The 3,877-nt window shown below is 74.2% G+C and carries 4 protein-coding genes; all 4 read left to right on the plus strand.

Annotation, left to right across the window (positions count from 1 at the left end):
• Positions 1–131: 131 nt before the first annotated feature.
• Complete coding sequence (locus B8460_RS05595; protein ID WP_048860597.1) at positions 132–1,025, plus strand: NAD(P)-dependent methylenetetrahydromethanopterin dehydrogenase; 894 nt, start codon at positions 132–134, stop codon at positions 1,023–1,025.
• 62 nt (positions 1,026–1,087) lie between these two features.
• Positions 1,088–2,206, plus strand: coding sequence for an ATP-grasp domain-containing protein (locus B8460_RS05600; protein ID WP_148360388.1), 1,119 nt, complete (start codon positions 1,088–1,090; stop codon positions 2,204–2,206).
• Complete coding sequence (mch, locus tag B8460_RS05605) at positions 2,191–3,147, plus strand: methenyltetrahydromethanopterin cyclohydrolase (RefSeq protein ID WP_048860599.1); 957 nt, start codon at positions 2,191–2,193, stop codon at positions 3,145–3,147. The genes B8460_RS05600 and mch overlap by 16 nt, the downstream gene beginning before the upstream one ends.
• A gap of 9 nt (positions 3,148–3,156) precedes the next feature.
• A partial coding sequence (locus B8460_RS05610) for an ATP-grasp domain-containing protein (protein WP_052945136.1) occupies positions 3,157–3,877 on the plus strand: 721 nt, incomplete at its 3' end.

Here is a 3,877-nt window from a genome sequence, read left to right on the forward strand (position 1 = left end):
AATCGTGGCATCGGCGCTGGCCACTGGTGCGGCGGAGGGTCTGGACGTACAGGTGACGTGCGCGCGCAATCGCGGCGCGCAGGTGGAACGGATGGCAACGGCGCCGTCCGGGCCGGAGGAGACAGACGACGATGGCCGATAAGCACATCCTGCACATGCTCAGCCCGCTGCCGCAGGTGAGCCCGTTCGACGTCAACATGGCGCTGGATGCCGGCTATGACGCGGTGCTGCCCTATAGCCGCATCGAGGCGTCCGACGTGCAAGGGCTGGTGCAGGACGCGATCTTCTCCCGCCCGCCCAAGCTCGCCATACGCACCGGAATCTTCATCGGCGGGCGCGACGCGATCGCGGCGCTCGACATGCTCGCGGCGGCCAAGGCGGCGATGGTGCCGCCGTTCATCGTGTCCTGCTTCGCCGATCCCGCCGGCTCGTTCACCACGGCGGCGGCGATGGTGGCCAAGGCGGTCCAACAGTTGAAGGCGGCGCATGGCCGCACGCTGTCGGGCCTGCGCGTCGCGGTGTTCGGCGCGACCGGCGTGGTGGGCTTCGCCTCCGCCGTCATCGCGGCGCTGGAGGGCGCGCGGGTGACGATGGTGGGCCATACCGGCGTCGAGCGTGTCGCCAAGTCGGCGGACGAGATCGGCCGCCGGTTCGGCGTCACCGTCGCCGCCGCGGACGGCGCGAGCGACGCGGCGAAGGAGGCCGTTCTGGCGGGCGCGGACGTCGTGTTCTGCGCCGGCCGCGCCGGCACGCAGATCCTGTCGCGCGCGCAGGTCGCGGCGGCGCCGCACATGCTCGTCGTCTGCGACGTCAACGCCGTGCCGCCGCTCGGCGTCGAGAGGCTCGGCGTGCAGGATGACGGCGTCGTGCTGTCGGGGCCGACGCGCGGCATCGGCGCGCTGGCGATCGGGCACATCAAGTACCAGACGGAGTTCGGCCTGTTCCGCCGCATGATCGAGGCGCAGAAGCCGGTGAGCTTCGATTTCCGCGACGCCTACGCCTTTGCCACCGACCTCGTCGGCTGAGACAGGCGACGACGGGCAACTCTCAGGGCGGCATACCGGGCCGCGGCGCCGGGCGCCGGGCAGTGACCGGTCGCGGTGCCGTGGTGCTGATCGCGGCGATGTCGGGCCGGGCGCTGGCGCAGTCGGCGCGGCGCGGCGGCTTCGTCCCACTGGTCGCCGACTTGTTCGCCGACGACGACACCGCGGCGGCGGCGGAGGACACGGCGCGGCTGGACGCGCTCGACGCGGCACATCTGCTGCCGGCGCTGGCGCGGCTGGCGCAGGGTCGCGCGCCGGCCGGCATCGTGTGCGGCAGCGGGTTCGAGGACCGGCCCGGCCTGCTCGGCACGATCGCCGCTCACTATCGCATCATTGGAAATGATGAAGATACGGTCCGTCGCGCCAAGGACCCGGACGGGTTCGCGGCGCTGTGCGCGGCGCATGGCGTCCCGCATCCGGCGATCCGCCATCACGCGCCGGACGCGGCGGACGCGGCGGACTGGCTGGTCAAGCAGGCGGGCGGCGCGGGCGGGACGCATATCGCGGACGCGGTGGCCGGTGCCGCGCCCGGCGCCGGGCGGTATTTCCAGCAACGCGCGGCGGGGGTGCCGGTCGGCGTGCTGTTCGCCGCCGACGGGACGCGCGCGCGCATCCTCGGCGCGAGCCGGCAGTGGACGGACCCGGTAGCCGGCATGCCGATGCGCTATGGGGGCGCGGTGCAGCCGCATCCCCTGCCCGCCCCGGTCGCCGCGGAAGTGTGGCGCGCGCTCGCGGCGCTGGTGCCCGCGCTCGGCCTGCGCGGGCTCGGCAGCGCCGATCTGCTGGTGGACGGCGACGACTGGCGTCTGATCGAAATCAATCCGCGACCCGGCGCGACGATGGATCTGTACGCGGCATGGCCGCTGTTTGCGTGGCACGTCGCGGCGTGCGAGGGATCGCTGCGACGCGGGCCGGCGCCGGCGCGCGGGGCGACGGCGGCGGCGTTCGCGTATGCGCGCCGCGACATCGTGCTGCCGGCGGGCTTCGCGTGGCCCGACTGGACCGCCGATCGCCAGCCGCCCGGCATGGCGGCGCGGGCCGGCGAGCCGCTATGTTCGGTGCTGGCCGCCGCCGATGATCCCGTGACCGCGGAAGCCGACGTGCGGCGGCGCGTCGCTGCCGTCCTAGCCGCCGCCGAGGAGGCCACATGCCCATCAGCGTGAACAAACGCGCCTGGACCCTGTTCGAAGCCCTGCTGGCGGACGCCGACACGCTCGGGCTCGCGGTCGCGGCGGGGCCGGAGGGCGAGGTGCTGGTGGACGCCGCACCCGCCGGGATCGAGGCGGGGCTGCGCATCGCGGAGATCTGTCTGGGTGGCCTGGGGCGCGTCGCCTTCGGCACCGATGCCGCGCTGCCGCGCTGGCCGGCGACGGTGACGGTCGCGTCGTCGCAGCCGGTGATCGCCTGTCTGGGCAGCCAGTACGCGGGCTGGAGCCTCGCGCACGGGGAGAAGCCGAACGCCTATTTTGCGCTTGGCTCCGGCCCCGCGCGGGCGCTCGCGCGCAAGGAGAAGCTGTTCGCCGAGCTGGGCTATGCCGATCAGGCCGAGGAGGCGGTGCTGGTGCTGGAGGCCGCCAAGCCGCCTCCGCCGCCGCTGCTGGCCGACATCGCGCGCGCCTGCGGCGTCGCGGGCCGGCGGCTCGGCGTGATCTATGCGCCGACGCAAAGCCTGGTCGGCAGCGCGCAGGTCGTGGCCCGCGTGCTGGAGGTCGCGCTGCACAAGGCGCACGCGCTGCATTTCCCGCTCGCGCACATACGCGACGGCATCGGCGCGGCGCCGCTGCCGCCGCCGCATCCCGATTTCGTCACCGCGATGGGCCGCACCAACGACGCGATCATCTTCGGCGGGCGCGTGCATCTGTTCGTCAGCGGCCCGGCCGAGGCGGCGCGCACGCTGGCGGAGCGGCTGCCGGCGGCGACCTCGCGCGATTACGGCCGGCCGTTCGCCGAGACGTTCCGCGCGGCGAAAGGCGATTTCTACGCGATCGACCCGATGCTGTTCAGCCCCGCCCTCGCCCTCGTCACCGCGATCGACAGCGGCGAGACGTTCCGCGGCGGCGCGCTCGATCCGGCGCTGCTCGACGCCTCGTTCGGCGCGGGCTGAGCGCGTCCCTTGCTGGCGCGCCGCATCGCGCTGTTCACCGACCTGCTCGACTGGCACGCGGCGGCGCTGCTGGAGGCGTTCGACGCGGAAGGGGCGCGCGCGGCCGCGGTGCGGCTGGCCGATTGCGGGTTCGACACCGAAGCACCCGGCGGGCTGCTGATCCCCGGCGACTGGGGCGCGGGCGGGCTGCCGGACGCGGCGTTCGTGCGCAGCCTCGACGGCGGCAGTTTCGAGGCGGTGACGAAGCGGCTGAGCGTGCTGCACGCGCTCGATGCGCAGGGCGTGCCGGTGTGGAACACGGCGCGGGCGATCGAACGCTGCGTGGACAAGGCGATGACCTGCTTCCTGCTCGGCCGCGCCGGGGTGCCGATGCCGGCGAGCTGGACCGTGGAGGGACGCACCGCGGCGGAGGCGCTGCTCGCGCGCGTGGGCGGCGAGGTGGTGGTCAAGCCGCTGTTCGGCGCGCAGGGGCGCGGCCTGCTGCGCGTGCGCGCGGCGGAGGCATTGCCGGACGCGGCGACGGTGGACGGCGTCTATCACCTGCAACGCTTCGTCGAGGTGGAGGGATCGTTTCACGATCACCGCATCCTGGTCTGCGACGGCGTGCCGGTGGCGGCGATGACGCGGCGCGGGCGGGACTGGATCACCAACGTGCGGCGCGGCGGCGTGCCGGAGCCGTTCACGCCCGACGACACGATGGCCGATCTCGCGGTGCGCGCGGCGGCGGCGG

It is taken from the genome of Acidisphaera rubrifaciens HS-AP3 (assembly GCF_000964365.1).
Classification (GTDB): Bacteria; Pseudomonadota; Alphaproteobacteria; order Acetobacterales; family Acetobacteraceae; genus Acidisphaera; species Acidisphaera rubrifaciens.